The following is a 20,310-nucleotide window of genomic DNA, read 5'->3' on the forward strand; positions in this document are numbered from 1 at the left end:
AGGCCACACTCACCGCGGAGATCCCGATGCAACGTCTCGCCAGCATCACCGCCGTCCTTCTCCTTCTCGCCGGCTGCGCCACCAACCCGGTGACCGGCGAGCGCGAGTTCAATCTCTACGGTGAAAACTGGGAGCGGCAGGTCGGCGAGCAGCAATACGCGCCGATGCGCCAGGCCCAGGGCGGCGACCTGGTGATCGACCGGTCGGTCGTCGACTACGTCCAGTCGGTGGGCCAGCGTGTCGCGCAGCACGCCGACCGCGAATTGCCCTATGAATTCCAGGTCATCAACAGTTCGGTGCCCAACGCCTGGGCCCTGCCGGCGGGCAAGATCGCCGTCAACCGCGGCCTGCTGACCGAGCTGGGGTCGGAGGCGGAACTCGCCGCCGTGCTCGGCCACGAAGTGGTTCACGCCGCCGCCAGCCACAGCGCCCAGTCGGCTTCGCGCGCCGCGCTGGCCCAGGGCGCCGTCATCCTGGGCAGCGTCGCCGTGGGCGCGGCAACGGAAGACGATCAGTACACGCAGGTCGCGCTGCTCGGCGGCATGCTCGGCGCACAGCTCATCCAGCAGCGCTACTCGCGCGACGCCGAACGGGAATCCGACTACTACGGCATGCACTACATGAAGCGCGCCGGCTACGACCCGGCTGCCGCCGTCGATCTCCAGGAGACCTTCGTGCGGCTTTCGGAAAACCGCCAGCAAGGCTGGCTCAACGGCCTGTTTGCCTCACATCCCCCTTCGCCCGAGCGCGTCGAGAATAATCGGGAGACGGCCGACGAACTCGGCCGCGGCGGCCGCATCGGGCGCGAGGAGTACCAGGAACAAATGGCGTATCTCCAGCGTCTGCAGCCCGCTTATGAGGCGCATGACCAAGGACGCAAGGCCCTGCAGGAAGGCAACGCCGACGAAGCACTGAGAAAGGCCGAAGAGGCGATCTCGATCGAGGACGGCGAAGCGCTCTTCTACGCCCTGCGCGGCGACGCGCTGGCCACGCGCAAGGACTTCGGGGCCGCAGAGCGCGCCTTCACCGAGGCGCTGCAGCGCGACTCGACGTGGTTCTACCATCACCTGCGTCGCGGCATGGTGCGCGAAGAACGTAGCCGCTGGTCCGGTGCCCGCGCCGACCTGCAGGCCAGCCTGGAACTGCTGCAGACCGCCGACGGCCACCTCCACCTGGGCAACGTCGAACGCGCCAGCGGCAACCGGCAACAAGCGATCGAACACTACAAGACCGCGGCCCAGTCCGACACGCCGGCCGGCCAGAAAGCCCGCCAGCACCTGGTCGACATGGGCGTCGCCGAACCCGCGCAGCAGTAGACATTTCCGGGTTCAGGAAAGAAGGTTTCAGGTTTCAGGTTTCAGGTTTCGGGTTTCAGGAAAAACACGGGGTTCGGTGCTCGGGGTTCAGGGTTCCGGAGAACACAGGGCAATTCCGGGGCTAGGAGCTGGTGTCTTGCTCGTTGCTAGCGGCGAGCGAGGCATTCGGGTTATCGGCATCGGATGCTCGGCTTCGCCAAGCGCCCCTGAAACCTGAACCCTGAAACCTGAACCCTTTGTTCCTGTTCAGAAGGCCACCATCAACCCGACGCCGGAAAACGTCAGGCAGATGCCCGCCACGCGCCGCCAGTTCATCTCTTCTTTCAGGAACAGCCAGGCGAAGAGCACGATGAAGGCCGCGGCGGTTTCGTTGAGGACGGAGGCCACCGAGGCCTGGGTCAGCTTGTAGCCGGCCAACCACAGCATCATCGACACATAGCTGCCCAGCAGGCTGCCGACGACGATGACCGTCCACGGCTGCTTCGAACGATAGTGCAGCATGGCGCGCGCCCAGCCGCGGGTCATGTAGAGGAACAGGAACATGCCGATCGTACCGGCAGCCAGGCGCACGCCCATCGTCCACATGAACGACTCGCTCTCGAGCACCGGTTTGACCATGACGATGCCGGCGGCCATCATCAGCACCGAGCCCGCTCCGAAGGCGACGCCCAGGCGAATGGCCCGCAGCGAAACATCGCGCCGGTTCTGCCGCCAGGTCACCAGCAGGATCCCGCCGAGCACCAGCACGAAACCGAAATACTGCCACCAGATCAGCACTTCGCCGAGGAACAGGATCGACAGCACGATCACGAACGGCGAATAGAGGCTGGCGACCACGCCGGTGCGCGACGCGCCCATCAGGTTGAGCGCGCGCAGGTACCAGGTATCGGCCACGGCGATGCCGACCACGCCCGAGACGACCACGACCAACCACTCCATCGACGAGTAAGCGGGCCAGCTGACGCCGTCGACCAGCAGGATCGTCGGCACCATCAGCCCCGTCGCCAGCACGTTCTTGAACAGGTTCAGCTCGAACGCCGGCAGACTTTCCCCGGAGCGCCGGAACAGGACGACCGCCAATGCCCAGCAGGCCGCGCAGGCGACCGAGAAGAACTCACCCACGTCGAGCCACCACGCACCAGGGGACGAGAAGCGCCAGGGCGATGGCCACCTTGACGCCGTAGTCGCCGATGGCCAGCGTGACCCAGGGCATGGCGGTGCCCCAGAAAGCCAGCGCGAAGAACAGCGCCGTGTCCACCGCCGAGCCGATCACGCTCGAGAACAGCGGCGGCTGCCACCAGGCGCGCCTGCGCAGTCGGTTAAAGATGGCCACGTCCATCAACTGCGAAACCAGGAAGGCCGTGCCGGAGGCCATCGCGATCCGCGGGCTGGCCAGCCAGATCGAGGCCAGCACCGCCAGCGCGAAACCGATGTAGACCACCTTTCTCGCCGCCGCGGGCCCGAAGCGGCGGTTGGTCAGGTCGGTCACGAAATACGACACCGGATAGGTCAGCGCGCCCCAGGTCAGCCAGTCGTTGACCGGAAACTGGACGAGATAGTTGGCGCTGGCGACGACCAGCACCATGGCGAGAATCAGCAGGGGCATGATATCTGGGCACGGACGATCCGACAGGCGGCCATTCTACCGGCCCGCGCAGCGCGCCATCCAAGGGAATTCCTAGGGACGATCCTAGGGACGATGCGGTATCCTCGGCATGAGAACCGAGGGAAGGTTGACCACTGCCATGACGAACTGGCTGATCGTGTTGCTGGGACTGGTTGCGGCCTGGGTCCTGTTCTGGCTGCTGTGGCCGCGCCCGCTGGCGCGCCTGTTCATGGCCGCTGAGCGCAAGCAGGGTCGCCTGTCGATCCGTCGCGTGCGACAGGACGGATTCGACTGGCACGTTCTCGAAGGCGGCCACGGCGAGCCGCTGGTGCTCCTGCACGGTTTCAACGGCGACGGCTATCATTTCGCCCGCGTCTCGCGTCTGCTCGGCGCTCATTTCCGCGTCATCGCACCCGACCTGCCCGGCTTCGGCCAGACCACCTTCCAAGGCGAACTCGACTACGACGTGGAATCGCAGGCCCGGCGGGTCCTGGCCCTGCTCGACGAGCTGGGCATCGAACGCTTCTACCTCGGCGGCAATTCCATGGGCGGCTATGTGGCCTGCGCCCTGGCGAGACTTGCGCCGGAGCGGGTTCGCGCGCTGTGGCTGATGAATCCCGGCGGACTCCAGACCGCGACGCTTTCACCGCTTTTCGAGGTCGTCTATCAGGGCGGCCACAACGCCCTGGTCGTGCGGAATCGCGAGGACTTCCAGCGACTGATGGACTACTGCTTCGTGCGCCCGCCCTGGCTGCCCCGACCGCTGGCGCGCGAGCTGGCCGATCGCGCCGCGCGACACGCCGAACGGGCCCAGGACATATTCGACGCCATTCGCTTTCACTCCAAGCCGCTGGAGGACCTGGCCCGGGGCCTCGACATGCCGGCCCTGATCGTCTGGGGCCAGGCCGACCAGGTGCTGCACCCCGACGGCCTCAAGCTGCTTTCGGAGTGCATGCCCCAGGCTCAAACGCTGCTGATGCCGGCCACCGGCCACCTGCCGATGATCGAACAGCCACGGCCGACGGCCGAGGCCTGGATCAGCTTTGCCGAGTCGGCGGCCCGGCGGGAGACGCGCGAAGCGGCGCGAGTGTAGTATGGCCACAGTTCACGGGGGATTGGAGAACACGGGAGGCAACATGAACAAGCATAAGGGAAGGGCGTAACGTGGCCCGGCACGCGATTCCACCGGAACGCCTGCGATGGCAGCCCGACGGCAACGACATTCCCGGCGACTCGACCCGCGACATCCCGGTACTCGACGGCACGCTCGGCCAGGACGCGGCGCTCGAGGCCCTCCACTACGGCATCGCCAGTCCGGGCCACAACCAGCATGTGTTCCTGCGCGGCCCGCGCGGCAGCGGTCGGCGCAGGCTGCTCGATAGCCTGTTCGGAAGTTTGCGCCCCAAGGCGCGCCAGAATCGCGACTTCTGCTTCGTCCACAACTTCTCCAACCCCGACCGCCCCCGATTGATCATTCTGCCGCGCGGCGAAGGACGCCCTTTCCAGAAGCAGATGCATCGCATCGCCCTGTTCGTGCGCGAACGGCTGCCCGACATTCTTGCCAACGACCCGATTCGCGGCCGCCGCGAAGCCCGGCGCGAGGCGGCCGAGCGCGACATCCGTCTGTTGCTGCGGCCGCTGGAGAAGAAACTCGAGGCCGAAGGCCTGGCCCTGATCCGCAGCCAGGCCGGCCCGAACGCGCGCCTGCAGGTTTCGGTTCGCATCATGGGCAAGCCCGTCTCCCAGGAAGAGTTCCGCAACATGGTGGCGCGCAAGCAGGCCACCGAGGAAGACCGCAAGAAATTCGAAGAGCGGATCAAGTCCTACGACGAAGAGATCAACAAGATCTCGCGGCAGATCCGCAAGAAGTGGCAGCAGGCCCAGCAGCACATCGAGCAGATCGACATAACCGAAACCGCCCGCATCATGGGCGAGATGACCGCCGAGGTCTCGCAACGCTTCAAGGCCGACGGAATCGAGGTGTACCTGCGCGAAGTCATCGACGACGTGCTGGAGAAGCGCATCGGGCACGAAACCAGCCAGCTCGCCGATCCGACCGTGCTCTACGGCGTCAACGTGCTCAACATGGGCCGCGAGGACAGCGGCGCTCCCGCCATCTCGACCAGTTCGATCTCTCCGGCCAGCCTGTTCGGCACCGTCGATCCGGCCTGGCGAAGCGGCGGCAGGGCCGTCGCGTCCTTCCAGGGCATCCGCTCGGGCACCCTGATCCAGGCCGACGGCGGTTTCCTGATTCTCGATGCCGAAGACCTGGCCAGCGAACCGGGCGTATTCCGCCAACTGCTGCGCATCCTGCGCGCCGGCGAGGTTTCCATTGCCGCGCCGACGGCCGACTGGAGCCAGGCCGCCCAGTCCCTGCGGCCGGAGGCCGTGCCCATCGACGTGGGCGTCATCCTGGTCGGGGATGCGGCCGCCTACGCGCAACTGGAATCCATCAGCCGGGAGTTTTCCCGGCGCTTTCGCCTGCTGGCCGATCTCGAAGCCAGCGTTGAGCGCGACGGCGACGGAATCGACCGGACCTGCCGGTTCGTATCCGCCGTGGTGCAGCGCGAAGCCCTGCTGCCGCTGACGCGTCCGGGGCTGGCCGCCGTCGTGGAAATCAGCGCCCGTCTGTCCGACCAGCCGGGGCGGCTGACCACGCGCGTCGGCAGGCTCGCAGAAGTCATTCGCGAGGCCGCCTTTCTCGCTGCAGGAGACGACGAGACCGAAATAGGCCGCGAGCACGTCGAAGCCGCTTTCGGCAGGATTCGACACCGGGCCGGCCTGCCGGCGGCGGGAAGAATCCAGCACAGCGTCGACAGCGGCCTGATCCGACTGCGCGGCCGCTCGGCCGGCCAGCTCAACGTGATCAGCCGGGAGCGCCTGGCCGACGAGATGTTCGGCGCACCGGCCCGCCTGAGCCTGACCGCCGCAAGGGGCGCCGGCAACGGCATCTCCCTGGAAAGCGGCGAAGGCGAGTTGCCGGTTCGGCAATTCCTGCTGCCGATGCTCACCGAACTGTTGCACCTGGACGCCCTGCCCGACCTGCGCGTGGCGATGACCCTCGATCCCGCCGTGCTGCCGGATGATGCGGCATCGACCCTGCTCGGCCAGGCCTGCGGCCTGATCGCCGTGCTGGCCGGCCTCTCCGTCCGGCAGGAGCTGGCCGTGATCGGCAGCATCGACGCCCGCGGCCAGGTCGGACGGGTCGATTACCTGAATGAACGAATCGAAGGTTATTTCGACGCCTGTAACCGCGTGGGTCTGAACGGCCAGCAGGGCGTCATCATCCCGGCTGTGGACAAGGATCGGCTGGCCCTGGACAAGCGCGTCATCAAGGCCTGCACCAACGACCAGTTCCACATCATGGCCGCCGCCAGCATCGCCGAGGCCCTCGAACGCCTGACCGGCAAGACCGCCGGCATCTGGAAGGACGACGGCTTCCCCGAAGACTCCGTGCTGGGGATGGCGCGGGCGAGCCTGCAGGCCTAGCAGACTTCCAGGCAGCGCCCAGCCGAGTTATTGCGGAGCTCTCTCAGTCAATCTGACGCAAGAACGTCCGCTGGCCCGACACACCCAGCTTGTCGAGCGAGCGCTCGAGGCGTTTGAGCATCGGTTCGGGATCGACGGGCTTGTCATCGATTCGGGCTCGGTCGAAGTCGATGACGTGCCAGTGGCCGTCGCCGTCGATGAGCAGGTTGTGGGCGTTCAGGTCGGGATGGACGACGCCGGCGGCGAAGAAGCGGTGCAGGGTTCGGCCCAGGCGGCGCCAGTGGAATTCCTCGAGGATGTCGGCCGCCTGGGGCAGGCTGATGGTGTTCTCGATCAGTCGGGTCAATATGGCAGCGCGATAGGTCAGGCCCAGGCGTTGGCAGCCGGCCATCAGCGGTGTCGGCACCGGCAGATCCAGCTGGCGCAGGCGTGCGAGGATCCTGAACTCCCGGAAGCTGCGGCTGCGCGTGTAGCCGGTGAAGAAATACCGGTCCTTGCTGACGCGCGCCACCATGCCGCCGCGCAGGTAGCGGCGAAGGACGGCCGGGCCCGCCTCGGTGGTGACCGCCAGCGCCCGGCCTCGCCCACCGAATTCCGCCAGCACGGCGTCCCGTAATTCCCAGAACCGGGGTTGGAGCCACTCGGGGCTGACCGCGTCGAGGGCCGACGCGTCATATAGAATATGCAGTGAGCCTGCTTGCAGTTCCGATTCCGGCATATCGCCCCGGTCGCATTTCGATTGAGTTTCGCCGTATCGTGCCCGATCCACAGACGAACGAACCGCCCGGATCCCTCTGCCTCTTGCGCCTTTCGGCGCTCGGCGACGTCTGCAACACCGTGCCGCTGGTACGCGCCATCCAGCGCGCCTGGCCTGAGACGGCCCTGACCTGGATCGTCGGCAAGGCCGAACATCGGCTGGTTCACGATCTCCCCGGTGTCGAGTTCATTGTATTCGACAAGCGCGGTGCTTTCGCCGGCTTCAGGGACGCCCGCAGCCAGCTAGCGGGACGCCGCTTCGATACGCTGCTGCTCGCCCAGGTCTCGCAGCGCTCAACGATTCTTGCCAGCCAGGTGCGCGCCGACCGGCGCATCGGCTTCGACCGGGCGCGAGCCCGGCCGGGACACGGCCTGGTCATCAACGAGCGCATCGGCGCGGTCTCCTTCCAGCACCAGATGCACGCCTTCCTGGAGTTCGCCCGTTACCTGGGCTTGCCCACCGAGGGCGTCGACCGGCGCCTGCCCCTGCCCGAGGAAGCCCGCGCTTTCGCACGGCAGCACCAACCCGAGGCGCGCCGCGCCGTGATCATCAGCCCGGCTTCGAGCCACACCGGGCGCAACTGGCACGCTGAAGGTTACGCTGCCGTGTCCGACTGGATCGTGGATGAGACGGGACGCCCCGTGATCCTGATGGGCGGACCGGGGCCGGCGGAACAGGAACTGGGACGAGCCATCGAGGCGAAGGCCCGCAATGCCGTGCTCAACCTGATCGGGCAAGACACGATAAAGCAGGCCCTGGCGATGTTCGAGCGGGCTGCCTGCGTGATCGCCCCCGACTCCGGTCCGGCCCACTTCGCCGATGCCATGGGCACACCGGTCGTGGGGCTCTACGCGGCCACCTGGGCCCGGCGCTCGGGGCCCATCGACAGCCTGGAGCACACCGTCGACCGCTTTCCCCAGGCGGCCCGCGAATTCGCGGGCCGGGAACCGGAAGAACTGCGCTGGGGCAAGCGACTCGAGCGTCCCGGGGTGATGAGACTCATCACCCCGAAAATGGTGATCGATAGGCTCAAGCGCCTGCTCGACGCCTGACTACTGGCTGATCACCAGTTGCCGCACTCGATTTCCGACTGGGTCGTCTCGCCGCCGTCGAGGCGCGTGACCTCCACGTTGGCGGTCGCGGTGGCACCCGACGGGTCGCTGATCGTGTAGCGGAACCGGTTGCGGCCGTTGCAGGTTTCACTGACCTGGAAAGTGATCGTGCCGTCCCCGTTGACGGTATATTGCGCCGGACTTCCATACCACTGCTCTACGGAGATGATCTCCAGCGGGTCGCCGTCCGGATCGAAGTCGTTGGCCAGCACATCGACAGTCACCGCCTGGCCGGCGGGCGTGCTGGCCTGGTCCGGGTTGGCCACCGGGGCGCGGTTGGCGAAGGCGACATCGATGGTCACGGTCGCCGTTGCTTCTCCACCCCGACCGTCGCTGATCGTGTAGCTGAAGCTGTCGCTGCCGACGAATTCGTCGTTCGGCAGGTAGCGCAACGCGTCTCCGGACTGCGAGACAGTGCCGTTTCCGGGCTGCGTGAAGCCGGCAATGCTCAATGCGTCGCCATCGGGATCGCTCGCCGCTGCGAGCACGTCGATGTCGACCGGCTGGTTGCGCAGCGTCGCGGCGGTCAGGTCGCCCACCACGGGCGGCTGATTGGGCGACTGGACGGTCACGGTCACCGTCGCACTCGCCTCGCCGCCGAAGCCGTCCTCCACCGTGTAGCTGAAGCTGTCGGTTCCGGTGAAGCCTTCGTTCGGCGTGTAGAGCACCTGCCCGCCGCTGGCCGAAGCCTGGCCGTTGGCCGGCTGCGTGACTCCCACGATGGTGAGCGTGTCGCCGTCGGCGTCGCTGTCGTTGGCAAGCACGTCGAGCGCGTTGTCGGTGGAGTCGGTGTCGACCGTGTACTGGTCGTTACCGGCCTGCGGCGCCTCGTTGGCGAACTCGATTTCGCCCTCTGTGACCGTCGCCGTGCTTTCCTGGTAGCGGTAGTAGTCCACGATGCGCTTGTGGCGGACCGGGTTGCGCAGAGCGCGACGGATCCAGGGCGCTTCGACCGGCACCTCGACCTGGCGGATTTCGGTGGCCGGTTCATCCGGTCCGACGGTCACGGTCTCGGTGCTCGAACGCTCGGTCACGAAGCTGATTTCGACGCGGCGGTTCTTCGAACGGTTCTCGGGGCCGTCGTTGGGGAAGCGCGGCTCGGTCTCGCCTTCACCGCGCCAGTCGATCCGGTCGGCCTCGACACCGCGGGAGGTCAGGTAATCCACAACCGAGCGGGCCCGACGCTCGCTCAAGCCCTGGTTGTATTCCTCGGTGCCGATGTTGCAGGTGTGACCGACGATCTGAATGTCGCCGACCAGGCCACCGTCGTCGACCACGGCCAGGATTTCGTCGAGCGTATTCTCGGCCGCGGGCTTGAGGACCGAGCTGTCGAAATCGAAGGTCGTGCGATCGGTCAGGGTGACCTCGTTGACGACCATGCGTTCCTCAGTGCGCGATTCACCGGCGACCTCGACCTCCACGTCACGATACTGGCGAGACGGGCGGAAGGAATTCTCGGAGCCGCCGAAGCTGAAGCTGTAGACGATACTGCCGCGCAGGTCGTTGTCGTCGACCACGAAGTCGCCGTCCTTGTACGCATAGCTGGTGCGCAGGCTCAGGCTGTGCGGCGAATTGCGGAAGTGCTTGTCAAGAGAGAGCGAGGCGGTCGTCTGCGAGGAGCTGTAGTCACCCTCTTCATAGTCCAGCCCGCCGCGCAGGCGGATCAGGGGGTCGTCGAAGAATCGCTCGGCGCGCAGGCCCAGGCCCCACTCGTACGGCTCTTCAAACCACTCGGTGACGGTCTCGATCGTGTCCACGCGCGAAAATGCCCGGCCTTCGATCTCGCCGGTGACCAGCATTTCGTCGATGGTGGTGGCGCGATCGACCAGGCGCTCGTCGGACAGGGCGGTCATGCCGTAGCCCGAGAACGCCCAGTTGCGGCCTTCCCAGCCGGCGCCGAAGGTCAGCTTGCGATCCTCGAACTGGTTCTGGTCGGCGGCGATGAACAGCTTGGCCACGTTGCCGTCGGTGTACACCGGCCCGTCGGGGCCTTCCTCGGCGGTCTCGTTGATCAACCAGTGGTAATTGAGCTTGACGCCGCCGGCGCCCTCGCTGCCCAGCCAGCCGTCGCCGATGAAGCTGGAACGCTGCGACTCGTAAAGTGCGGCCTGGAACTCACCGACAACGTCGAACTCGCTGTCGAGCCCGATGCCGATACGGTAGCGGTCACCGATGAAATGGAAGGTGGGCGTGCCGGCCTGGCTGCGGGGTTCTTCCCCGTCGTCGACCTGGGCCACGGCCACGGTGGCGAGACTCTGGGCAAGCACCAGAGATAGTAGCAATTTGCGAAACATCGACCGCCCCTGCTGTTGTTATCGGGAAAACGGGAGCAATTCTACTCCCCTGGCAGGAACAAGACCACGGAAAGCGGGCGAAATTCCGATGTATTTCGCCTTCTTCTAGCGATAGTCGCTGTAGGACTTCTCCTCCACGATCTCGGAGCCGAGGCGCTCGTTGACCCGCTTCTTGAGCGCGGCACGCTCGTCGTTGCGGAGATAGACCGAACGGGCCAGCTCAACGAAGTGGTCGCCGAAACGCCCGTCGCGTTCTTCCTCGCGGATGGCGTCCTCGATTTCCCACAGGGCCTCATTGACCTCGCGCAGGCGCCCGCGCAGGGCGTCGATGTCGCCGTCCTCCAGCCCGGCGTCCTGCCAAACGCTCCAGAGCAGTTCATGCTCGCGCCGCACGTTGGCGAGCTTGGCCTCGTCGTCGATGCGCTCGAGCTTGATCTCGAGAATGGAGAGCTTGTCGAGCAGCTCACCCGGCGAGACGGGAATCAGCAATTCCATGGAGAATCCTCGGCTGTTCTGGCGAAAAAGCTAACGCAGAAAAAGAGAAACCGCAAAGACGCAAAGAGCGCAAAGTGTCATGAATGAAATCTCATCCATTATCCCTTCTTTGCGTTCTTCGCGCGCTTTGCGGTTAACCGATTTTCAGTCGAGCGACCGCCCGGTGTCCGAGCGGTCGTCAGAGCTCGATCAGGACTCGCCTTCTTCTTCCTTGAGCGCCTTCATGCTCAGGCGAATACGGCCCTGCTTGTCGACTTCGAGCACCTTGACCTTGACCTTGTCGCCTTCGGCCAGTTCGTCGGTGACGTTCTCGACGCGCTTGTCGGAGATCTGCGAGATGTGGACGAGGCCGTCCTTGCCCGGCAGGATCGTCACGAAAGCACCGAAGTTCATGATCTTGGTGACCGTGCCTTCGTAGACCGCGCCCACTTCGACATCGGCGGTGATCTGCTCGATGCGCTTGCGCGCGTCGTCGGCAGCGGCCTGGTTGACGGAGGCGATGGTGACCGTGCCGTCGTCCTGGATGTCGATCGTGGTGCCGGTTTCCTCGGTGATCTGGCGGATGGTCGCACCGCCCTTGCCGATCACGTCGCGGATCTTGTCCGGGTGCACCTTCATGGTGAACAGGCGCGGCGCGTACTCGCTCATTTCCTCGCGCGGCTTCTCGATGATCTTGTTCATCTGCTCGAGAATGTGGCCGCGGCCGGCGTTGGCCTGCTTGAGGGCGACTTCCATGATCTCCCTGGTGATGCCGGTGATCTTGATGTCCATCTGCAGGGCGGTCACGCCCTCGGCGGAACCGGCCACCTTGAAGTCCATGTCGCCGAGGTGGTCTTCGTCACCCAGGATGTCGGTCAGCACAGCGAAACGATCGCCGTCCTTGATCAGGCCCATGGCGATACCGGCAACAGGCGCCTTGATCGGCACACCGGCGTCCATCAGAGCGAGCGAGCCGCCGCAGACGGTGGCCATCGAGCTCGAGCCGTTGGATTCGGTCACTTCGGAGACCAGGCGCAGCACGTAGGGGAACTCCTCGCCCTGCGGCACCACGGCCGACAGCGCGCGCTTGGCCAGCTTGCCGTGGCCGATTTCGCGGCGCTTGGGCGCCAGCATGTGGCTGGTCTCGCCGACGCAGTACGGGGGGAAGTTGTAGTGGAGCATGAACGGCTCCTTGTACTCGCCCTCGATGGCGTCGATGATCTGCGCGTCGCGGCCGGTGCCCAGCGTGACCACGCACATCGCCTGCGTCTCGCCGCGGGTGAAGATCGCCGAACCGTGGGTGCGCGGCAGGAAGCCGACCGACATGTCCAGCGGGCGCACGGTGGTCAGGTCGCGACCGTCGATGCGGTTCTGACCGGACAGGATGCGCTCGCGAACCAGGTTCTTCTCGATCTTGCCGAACGCGTCCGACACGTCGCCTGCCGACGGCGCGTTCTCGTCGTTCTCGTCGCAGAGCTGCTCGACGACCTTGTTCTTGACCTCGGAAATGGCTTCCTTGCGCTCGACCTTGTCGGTCAGGTCGTAGGCCTTCTCCAGGCCATCGCCGATGGCGGCCTTGACCTTGCCTTCCAGGCCTTCCGGCGCTTCGGGCGCCTGCCAGTCCCACTTCGCCTTGCCGGCTTCGGCCGTCAACTCCTCGATAGCGCTGATGGCGGTCTGCATGTGATCGTGGCCGAAGGTCACCGCGCCGAGCATCTGCTCTTCGGTGAGCTGGTCGGCTTCGGACTCGACCATCAGGACGGCGTCCTTCGTGCCGGCGACAACCAGGTTGAGGCGCGATTCCTCAAGCTGGGTGGCGGTCGGGTTCAGCACGTACTCGCCGTCGACGTAGCCGACGCGGGCGCCGCCGATCGGGCCCTGGAACGGGCAGCCCGACAGCGAGAGCGCGGCCGATGCACCGATCATCGCCGGGATGTCGGCATCGACTTCCGGGTTCGACGACATGACGGTGGCGATGACCTGGGTTTCATTCAGAAAGCCCTTGGGGAAGAGCGGACGAATGGGCCGGTCGATCAGGCGCGAGGTCAGGGTTTCCTTTTCGGTCGGGCGCCCTTCGCGCTTGAAGAAACCGCCGGGAATGCGGCCGGCGGAATAGAATTTTTCCTGGTAGTTGACGGTCAGCGGGAAGAACGGCTGACCCGGCTTGGCTTCCTTCTTGGCCACGGCGGTGACGAGCACCACGGTGTCCGCCATCGTGACCATGACGGCCCCGTCGGCCTGGCGCGCGACGTGCCCGGTCTCGAGCGTGACGTCGTGTTCGCCATACTTGAACGTTTTACTGAACTTCTTCACTTTTCACTCCACTTTTGCACTTGCAATAGAAAACACCCCGGAACAGCTCGGAAGCTGCCGGGGTGTCGGTCTCAATCGGAATCGATCCGCTCTTAGCGGCGCAGGCCAAGGCGCTGGATCAGGTCGCGGTAGCGCTGGATGTCTTTTTTCTTGACGTAATCCAGCAGCGAGCGACGCTGATTGACCAGCTTGAGCAGGCCTCGACGGGAGTGATGATCGGCCTTGTGGTTCTCGAAATGACCGGTCAGATCCTGGATGCGCGCCGTCAGCAGCGCGACCTGGACTTCCGGGGAACCCGTATCACCCTCGGAGAGCTGGTATTCCTTGACAACTTCGCTTTTCTGTTCAGCGGTCAGAGTCATCTTTCAAAAATCTCCAAAATCAACAGTTTGGGCGACCGGGCTTTTCCAGAAAACCCCCTGGGCCGACCCCAGGACGGGCTTTGTGCAAAAGCCCCGATCGCCGGTTTTTCATCAAGCCCGGCATTATAACCGCCCCGGAAACGCCGTAGCAAGCTGTTTTCCACCCCGAACTCAGGATCAAAGGTCCCACCGACCACGGACGAATCCGGCGTCCGGTCGAGGCCGCAGGTCGGGGTCGCATCCCCGACGGACGACTCTCAGGCGTCGCTCGAAAGGAACCGCCGACAGACCGCCGGCACCACCAGCATATTGAGCAGAGTCGAAGACACCAGCCCCCAGAGAATGACCACCGCCATCGGCGCCTGGATTTCGCTGCCGGGCTCGCCGGCGGCCAGCGCCAGTGGCACCAGCGCCAGCGCCGTGGCCAGGGCGGTCATGAGGATCGGTACAAGCCGCTCTTCCGCGCCCTGGCGAATGGCCTGCTCCAAAGCCATTCCGCCACTACGAAGTCGCCCGATATGGTCCACGAGGATGACGCCGTTGCGCGTGGCGATGCCGAACAGGGTGATGAAACCGATCACCGCGGCAATGGTCAGGACACCGCCGGTCAGCCACACGCCCACGACGCCGCCGATGAGCGCTAGCGGCAGGTTGAGCATCACGATGAAGGCCGAGCGCGCGCTGCCGAAGGCGCCGACCAGCAGCAGGAAGATGCCGACGATCACCGCACCACCCAGGAACATCAGCCGCGTCCCGGCCGAAGCGGCGCTCTCGAACTGACCGCCGTACTCGATGTAATAGCCCGGCGGCAGCTCGACACTCTCGCCGAGCGCGCGGCGGATATCGTCGACCACGCTGACCAGGTCGCGATCGGCGACGTTGGCCATCACGACCATGCGCCGCTGCACGTTCTCGCGGCCGATGGTGTTGGGCCCGCGCTCGCGCTGGATATCGGCGATGGCGCCGAAGGGCACGCGCGCGCCCGAATCCAGCGTCAGCGGCGTCTGCCGAATGGTCTCGAGACTCTCGCGGACCGATTCGGGAAAGCGCACGACGAGGTCATGGCTGGCCTGCCCTTCCAGGATGCGGCCGACGGTGGTGCCGGTCATGGCCGTCTCCAGCGCCTCGGACGCCTCGTGGACGGACAGCCCGTAATTGGCCAGCGCCAGCCGGTCGAAGCGCACGCTCACGAAAGGAATCTCGCTTTGCTCTTCCATGGCCACGTCGACCGCGCCGGGCACTTCGGCCACGCGCGACTCGACCTGCGCACCGAGACGCCGCAGCTCGGCCAGGTCTTCGCCGAAGATCTTGATCGCGATATTGGCCCGCGTGCCCGAGAGCATGTGGTCGATGCGGTGCGAGATCGGCTGCCCGATGATCACGTTGGTGCCCGGCAGCAGCGCGAAGCGCGAGCGCAGTTCGGCCAGCAGCGCGGATTTCTCCCGGTCTTGCATCTCCAGGGTGACGTCGATCTCGGAGGCGAACACCTGCTGGGCGTGCGGATCGAGCTCCGCGCGGCCGGTGCGCCGGGCGGTGGCCACCACCTCGGGCTGCTCGAGCAGGATGCGCTCGACGCGCTGCCCGATGGCGTCTGACTGGTCCAGCGAGGTGCCCGGCAGGGTGACCACGCTCAGGGTCAGGCTGCCCTCGTTGAATTCCGGCAGGAACCCGCGACCGGCCATCGCCAGCGCGACGATGGACGCCACGAGCAGGCTCGCCGCGGCGGCGACGACCAGGCGCCAGTGGTCCATGGCGAAGTCCAGCGCGGGCCGGTAGACGCGCTTGAGCCCGGTGATCAGGCGGGTGTCGTGGTCCTGGTGAACGGCGCGGCTGCCCGGCAGCCCGAGCAGCGCCAGCACCGGCGTGACGGTCACCGCCACCAGCAGTGATGCCGCGAGCGAGATGACATAAGCCAGCCCCAGCGGCTGCAGCAGCCGCCCTTCGACGCCGTGGAGGAAGAACAGCGGCAGGAACACCAGGATAATGATCAGGGTGGCGAAGACGATCGAGGCCTCGATCTCGCGCGTGGCGTCGAACACGACGCTGAGGTTGGCGCGGCGTTCCCCGGCGGGTTCTCGCGCGTTCTCGCGTAGCCGCCGAACGATGTTCTCGACGACGATGATCGCGTCGTCGACCAGCGCGCCCAGGGCGATGGCCATGCCGCCGAGCGTCATGGTGTTGATGCTGCCGCCCAGGAAGCGGATGCCGAGCACCGCGACCAGCAGCGACAGCGGGATGGCCAGCAGGGCGATGCCGGTCGCGCGCAGGCTGAACAGGAAGATGAACATGATCGCGACGACCAGCACGGCGCCGTCGCGCACCGCTACGACCAGGTTGTCGATGGCCACCTCGATGAAATCGGCCTGGCGGAAGGCGTCGGTTTCGATCCGCATGCCCTCGGGCAGCGAGGCGTCGAGATCGGCGATGACCTCATCGAGGCGCTCGGTCAGCTCCAGGGTATTGACGTTGGGCTGCTTCTGGATGCCCAGCACCACGGCCGATTCGGCGTTGTAGGCCGCGGCCCCGCGCCGGGGCGCCGGGCCGATGGCCACGTCGGCCACGTCCTGGACGAGCACCGGCATGTCCTCGCGGTGGGTCACCACCGCCCGGCGAATGTCTTCCAGGCCGTCGGCGCGACCGATGCCGCGAATCAGGAACTCCTGGCCGTTTTCGGTCATGAAGCCGGCCGACGCGTTGGCGCTGGCCTCGCCGACGGCCTCGCTGAGCTCGTCGAGCGTGATGCCGTAGGCGGCCAGGCGCTCCGGGCTGGCCGTGACCTGGTACTGCCGGGTGCGCCCGCCGTTGGGAATGACCTCGGCCACGCCCGGCACCGCCAGCAGGCGCCGCCGGATGGTCCAGTCGGCGACGGTCTTGAGCGCCATTTCGTCGTGCTGGTCCGAGACCAGCGCGATAAACATCACCTCGCCCATGATCGAGGTCACGGGCGCAAGCTGCGGCGCCGGCAGGTCGGCCGGCAGGCTGCTGCGCGCGCCCTGCAGTTTTTCCGACACGATCTGGCGGGCGCGATAGATATCGGTGCCCCACTCGAACTCGACCGTGATCACGCTGATGCCGATACCGCTGTTCGAGCGCACGCGGCGCACGCCGCTGGCCCCGTTCATGGCCGTCTCGATCGGGAAGGTGACCAGCCGCTCGACGTCCTCGGGCGGCATGCCGTGGGCCTCGGCCACCACCGTCACCGACGGCGCGGTCAGGTCGGGGAAGACGTCCATGGGCGAGCGCAGCGCCACCCAGCTGCCCCAGACCAGCAGGAAGACGGCGGCGGCCAGGATGAGCAGCCGGTTGTTCAGCGAAAGGCTGATGATGCGATCGATCATGGTGCAGCTGCCTTCAGATGTCAGTGCGCGTGGCCGTGGCCGATGTCGTTGCCGCCGGCCGCCGCCAGGCGAACGGAATAGGCGCCGCGGGAGACCACGCGTTCGCCGGCGCTCAGCCCTGCTAGGACCTCGACGTAGTCACCGTCGACGATACCGAGCCGCACGGGCCGGCGGTCGAAGGTCTCGCCGCCGGTCTGCACGTAGACGACGTCGCGTCCGCCGTCCTCGATGACGGCCGAGCGCGGAACGGCCAGGCGGGGTTCGGCCGCCGCCACGAACACGTGAGCGGGCAATCGCGCGCCGATCAGCTTCGGCCCCTGGTCAATCGGATAGTCGAGCGTCACGCCGACGGTGCGGGTCGTCGGGTCGACCGCGGCCTCGGTCTGCACCACCCGCGCGCCGCTGGCCTCGTCGAGGACGACGGCGCCGCCGTCCTCGCCCTCGAGCCAGGCGCCCGATGACTGGCCGATATCGCCGGCGAAACGTTCGGGCAGGCGGATTTCCAGCCAGCGATGGTCCGGCGAGGCGATGCGGAACACGCGATCGCCCGAACGCACGAAGGCACCCGGACGCGTGGAGACCTCGACGACCTCGCCGGCCGCCGGGGAGCGCAGGGCAATACCGGCCTCGCCGTCGCCCTGCTCGTACTGCTGCAGCCGCGCGCGGGCGGCCTCGAATTCGGCCTGCGCGACCTCGACGCGCTCGCGCGCCTCGATCAAGCGCCGCTCGGGCACCGCGCCCTGCTCGAACAGGGGCGCGAGGCGTTCGACGTCGCGCCGGGCCAGTGCCAGGGTCGAGCGGGCCTGCTCGAGCTCGACGCGCAGGCTTCCGAAGTCGGTCTCCGCGCCCAGGCGCGGCACCACAAAACCCAGCACCTCGCCCGCTTCGACCCGATCACCGGCGCGCGCCAGCTCGCGATGCGTCATGTAGCCGTCGGCCGGCGCCCGCAGCTCTGCGCCAGCGTCGGCCGGCGCCGCCACGGTGGCGAACCCCAGCACCGACGGTCGCAGCGGGCGTTCGAAGACCGGTTCGGCGGCGAACACGTCGTTCCACTGCTGTTCCTTGAGATAGCTGATGTCGCCCTCGGCCGCCGGCGCCGTGACCCGGGCGGCCTGCCGCGATTCGTAGACCCGGAACGCGCCCAGGTCGTGCTCGACTTCCAGGCCCTCGCCGGCGACGCGCAGCAGCAGGCGGAACTCGCCCGCCTCGCGCGGGGTGACCGCCGGGGTAAACAGTCCGTCGCGGGCCGGTTCGTTGACGCGGAAGCGCGCCACCGTCCGGTCGCCCTGCGCCAGCACCACGTCCATGCGCCCGGAGCGCATGGGCTGGAAATCGCTCAGGCGCGTGACGTGCGCCAGGAACGTCGACGATTCACCGGCGACCAGCGGCGGGAATTCCACGAACAGCTCGGTCTGCGCGGTGTAGTCGGTGACGACGACCGGCTCGCCGGAAGATTCTTCCGCGTGCGCCCCGCCGGCGGCATCGCCGTGGGCATGACCGGCTTCGTCGCCGTGCTCGTGACCGTGACCGGCCTCCTCTACGCCACAGCCCGACAGGACCAGGAGGACCAGAAGGACCAGCACCAAAAGCGTGGTGCCGGTCCGGCCGGCCCGGGAGCGATCAGTGGTCATGCGGCTCCCCGCCGTCGTGACTGTGCTCGTCGTCCTCGTGCGCGTGGTCGCCGTCTTCGTGTTCGGCATGGTCTTCGTGGTGCGCTTCGCCGTCGTGAGCGTGCGCCTCGCCCTCGGCGTGGGCCTGGTCGTGGTGCGCGTCGTCCATCATCTCGCCGGACTGCATGTCGTCGCCCTCGGCGTCGGCCGCCTCATCACCGTAATAGGCTTCGGTTTCCGTGGCGGCGCCGTCGTCGTGGGCATGACCGTGGTCGTCGCCGGTTTCGCCGTCGTGGGCGTGATCGCCCTCGTGCGCGGCGCCTTCGTCGTGCGCATGCTCGCCGCCGTCGTCGTGGGCATGGCCGTGATCGCCGTTGTCGGCGCCGCAGGCGGTCAGGGCCAGGGCCAGCAGGCCCGCGAGAATGGTCAGCAGGGACTTGTTCATGGTTCACCTCTCATCAGTTGCAGTTCGATATGGGATTGTCTTGCCGCCAGCGCGCGGCGAATCCGCTCGCGGCTGGCGGCCAGCTCGGTCCGGTGGGCGTCGATCAGTTCGAGCACGCCGATCTCGCCGGCGCGGTAGGCGCTCTCGGCGATCCCGGCCAGGGATTCGGACGCCTGGATATCGCTCAGCGCCTGCGCGGCGCCTCGACGGGCCTCGAGTTCACGGGCGAGCGCGCCCATCTCGGCGCCGAGTCTCGAGACCAGCAACGAGCGCTCGGCGGCCAGGCGACGCGCCCGGGCGCTTTCGACCTGCGACTGGCCGACGCCGCGGTCGAACAGCGGGACTTCCAGGCCCACCATGAACAGGTTGCCGCTGGCCGACAGACCGGGCTCGTCGAGTTCGCGCCGGCCCACGCCCAGCGTGACTTCCGGCCAGCGTCCGCGCTCAGCCGCCCGGGCGGACAATTCGGCGGCGCGAATCTCCGCGTCCAGGGCACGCACTTGCGGATGGTCGGCCAGCCGATCTTGCGGCTCGGCAGCCTCCGCTCGCGGCGGCAGCAGCTCGCCTTGCAGATCGACCGGCTCGTGCTCGATCAGGGCAAACAGGCGATCGCGCGCCGAGGCCGCCCGGGCCCGCGTCTCCAGCCGTTCACCGTCGAGCGCGGCCAGCTCGTGGCGAAGCCGCAGCGCGTCGAAGCGTGAGGCGTCGCCGGCCTGCGCCCGCTGCTCGACGTCGGCTACCAGCTGCGCCAGGCGATCGTGCCAGCGGCCGACGGCCCGGGCCTGGCGGGAGGCGGCCAGGGCCGCGTAGAAGTGTCGGCGAATCAGCGCCGCCTGCTCGTCGCGATCGAGCTCGAATCGCGCGCCACTGGCCGTCCTTTCATACGTCGCCGAACGCTTCTCCAGGCCGTGCACGCCGGCGAGATTGACCCGCTGCCGGAGCCAGTAGAAATGGTCTTCCACCGAGCCGCCGGCCACATCGGCTTCTTCGTAGCTGTACTCGACTTCGGGGTTGTCCCAGCGTCCGGCCGAGCGCACGCGGCCCTCGGCCTGCGCCCGTCCGGCTTCGAGCCAGGTAGTGAAGTCCGACCGGTCGAGGCCGATGCGGACCGCATCGGCCTCGGTCAGCGGCGACTGCGCTTGCACCGTGAAGTAGCAGGCCAGCAGGCCCGCCAGGACAATCGATCTCATCATT

General features: G+C 67.0%; 15 protein-coding genes. 4 read left to right on the forward strand and 11 right to left on the reverse strand.

Annotation, left to right across the window (positions count from 1 at the left end; all coding sequences use genetic code 11):
• The first annotated feature begins 26 nt into the window (after positions 1-26).
• Positions 27-1,316, forward strand: a complete 1,290-nt coding sequence (locus tag DZC52_RS05305; protein WP_116650083.1) for a M48 family metalloprotease — start codon at positions 27-29, stop codon at positions 1,314-1,316.
• A gap of 246 nt (positions 1,317-1,562) precedes the next feature.
• On the opposite strand, the gene DZC52_RS05310 is transcribed toward DZC52_RS05305, so the two are convergent.
• Both DZC52_RS05310 and DZC52_RS05315 read right to left on the reverse strand, forming a co-directional pair.
• Entirely contained in the window at positions 1,563-2,438 is an 876-nt protein-coding gene (locus tag DZC52_RS05310; protein WP_116650084.1) for a DMT family transporter, read from the reverse strand.
• On the reverse strand, positions 2,431-2,922 hold the full coding sequence (locus tag DZC52_RS05315) for a queuosine precursor transporter (protein WP_116650085.1): 492 nt from the start codon (positions 2,920-2,922) through the stop codon (positions 2,431-2,433). The genes DZC52_RS05310 and DZC52_RS05315 overlap by 8 nt, the downstream gene beginning before the upstream one ends.
• A 139-nt stretch (positions 2,923-3,061) precedes the next feature.
• On the opposite strand from DZC52_RS05315, the gene DZC52_RS05320 reads away from it, so the two are divergent.
• On the forward strand, positions 3,062-4,015 hold the full coding sequence (locus DZC52_RS05320) for an alpha/beta fold hydrolase (RefSeq protein WP_181918791.1): 954 nt from the start codon (positions 3,062-3,064) through the stop codon (positions 4,013-4,015).
• A 71-nt stretch (positions 4,016-4,086) separates the two neighbouring features.
• The gene (locus DZC52_RS05325) at positions 4,087-6,411 is read left to right on the forward strand and encodes an AAA family ATPase (protein ID WP_181918792.1); all 2,325 of its coding nucleotides are present in this window, start codon (positions 4,087-4,089) and stop codon (positions 6,409-6,411) included.
• A 43-nt stretch (positions 6,412-6,454) separates the two neighbouring features.
• Here DZC52_RS05325 and DZC52_RS05330 read toward each other — a convergent pair whose 3' ends face one another.
• Positions 6,455-7,129: a 3-deoxy-D-manno-octulosonic acid kinase gene (locus DZC52_RS05330; protein WP_116650144.1), complete on the reverse strand. Its 675-nt coding sequence runs from the start codon at positions 7,127-7,129 to the stop codon at positions 6,455-6,457.
• A gap of 83 nt (positions 7,130-7,212) precedes the next feature.
• Between DZC52_RS05330 and DZC52_RS05335 the strand changes: the two genes are divergently transcribed.
• On the forward strand, positions 7,213-8,220 hold the full coding sequence (locus DZC52_RS05335; RefSeq protein ID WP_245960766.1) for a glycosyltransferase family 9 protein: 1,008 nt from the start codon (positions 7,213-7,215) through the stop codon (positions 8,218-8,220).
• Between the two features lie 11 nt (positions 8,221-8,231).
• Here the strand turns inward: DZC52_RS05335 and DZC52_RS05340 are convergent, their stop codons facing one another.
• The 8 genes from DZC52_RS05340 to DZC52_RS05375 form a co-directional block, all read right to left on the reverse strand.
• Complete coding sequence (locus DZC52_RS05340) at positions 8,232-10,574, reverse strand: Ig-like domain-containing protein (RefSeq protein WP_147307615.1); 2,343 nt, start codon at positions 10,572-10,574, stop codon at positions 8,232-8,234.
• 105 nt (positions 10,575-10,679) lie between these two features.
• Complete coding sequence (locus DZC52_RS05345) at positions 10,680-11,069, reverse strand: DUF6165 family protein (RefSeq protein ID WP_116650089.1); 390 nt, start codon at positions 11,067-11,069, stop codon at positions 10,680-10,682.
• Positions 11,070-11,258: 189 nt separating this feature from the next.
• Positions 11,259-13,361: a polyribonucleotide nucleotidyltransferase gene (gene pnp / locus DZC52_RS05350; RefSeq protein ID WP_116650090.1), complete on the reverse strand. Its 2,103-nt coding sequence runs from the start codon at positions 13,359-13,361 to the stop codon at positions 11,259-11,261.
• 92 nt (positions 13,362-13,453) lie between these two features.
• Complete coding sequence (gene rpsO / locus DZC52_RS05355) at positions 13,454-13,723, reverse strand: 30S ribosomal protein S15 (RefSeq protein ID WP_116650091.1); 270 nt, start codon at positions 13,721-13,723, stop codon at positions 13,454-13,456.
• A gap of 257 nt (positions 13,724-13,980) precedes the next feature.
• A complete protein-coding gene (locus tag DZC52_RS05360; RefSeq protein WP_116650092.1) occupies positions 13,981-17,061 on the reverse strand; it encodes an efflux RND transporter permease subunit in 3,081 nt (1,026 codons plus the stop codon).
• Positions 17,062-17,081: 20 nt separating this feature from the next.
• Entirely contained in the window at positions 17,082-18,692 is a 1,611-nt protein-coding gene (locus DZC52_RS05365; RefSeq protein WP_181918793.1) for an efflux RND transporter periplasmic adaptor subunit, read from the reverse strand.
• Complete coding sequence (locus DZC52_RS05370) at positions 18,682-19,116, reverse strand: hypothetical protein (RefSeq protein ID WP_116650094.1); 435 nt, start codon at positions 19,114-19,116, stop codon at positions 18,682-18,684. The genes DZC52_RS05365 and DZC52_RS05370 overlap by 11 nt, the downstream gene beginning before the upstream one ends.
• Entirely contained in the window at positions 19,113-20,306 is a 1,194-nt protein-coding gene (locus DZC52_RS05375) for a TolC family protein (protein WP_181918794.1), read from the reverse strand. The genes DZC52_RS05370 and DZC52_RS05375 overlap by 4 nt, the downstream gene beginning before the upstream one ends.
• Positions 20,307-20,310: the final 4 nt, after the last annotated feature.

The sequence above is a fragment of the Wenzhouxiangella sediminis genome, assembly GCF_003410055.1.
Lineage (GTDB): Bacteria > Pseudomonadota > Gammaproteobacteria > Xanthomonadales > Wenzhouxiangellaceae > Wenzhouxiangella > Wenzhouxiangella sediminis.